This window comes from Paraburkholderia sp. RL18-085-BIA-A, from assembly GCF_046027075.1.
In the GTDB taxonomy this organism is placed as follows: Bacteria; Pseudomonadota; Gammaproteobacteria; order Burkholderiales; family Burkholderiaceae; genus Paraburkholderia.
Map to the genome: position 1 here is coordinate 1 of NZ_JARESU010000639.1, position 388 is coordinate 388.

The following is a 388-nucleotide window of genomic DNA, read 5'->3' on the forward strand; positions in this document are numbered from 1 at the left end:
AAGAGGATGGCACGACAAGAGAGGTCACCTTGCTGAAGGAATCGGACACTCCAATAAAACGGCACATCAAGATCCGAGCGGGCGCAAATCCGCACGATCCGCAATGGGCACCATACTTCGAATCCCGATGGGGCCAGAAGATGCTGAACTCGACGCGCGGTCGCCGTAAGCTGTACCGTGTCTGGGTAAGGCAAGATGGCATGTGTTCCAACTGTCAGCAGCCCATCACAATGAACACCCGCTGGGATGTTACGCATATTGTGAAGCAAACTGACGGCGGCACGGATGCAGCAAGCAACCTCCAGGTTAACCATCTCAATTGCCGTAGAAATCCGCAGTACGCCGGAAAATGAAGTTGTACTACCGGGTGTCGACAGATGCCTTTGCA

At 53.9% G+C, this 388-nt stretch carries 1 protein-coding gene; it reads left to right on the forward strand.

Annotated elements, in window-relative coordinates; genetic code table 11:
- The coding region (locus tag P0D89_RS54190) for an HNH endonuclease (RefSeq protein WP_408379872.1) at nt 1-353 on the forward strand (353 nt) is incomplete at its 5' end.
- Nucleotides 354-388: the final 35 nt, after the last annotated feature.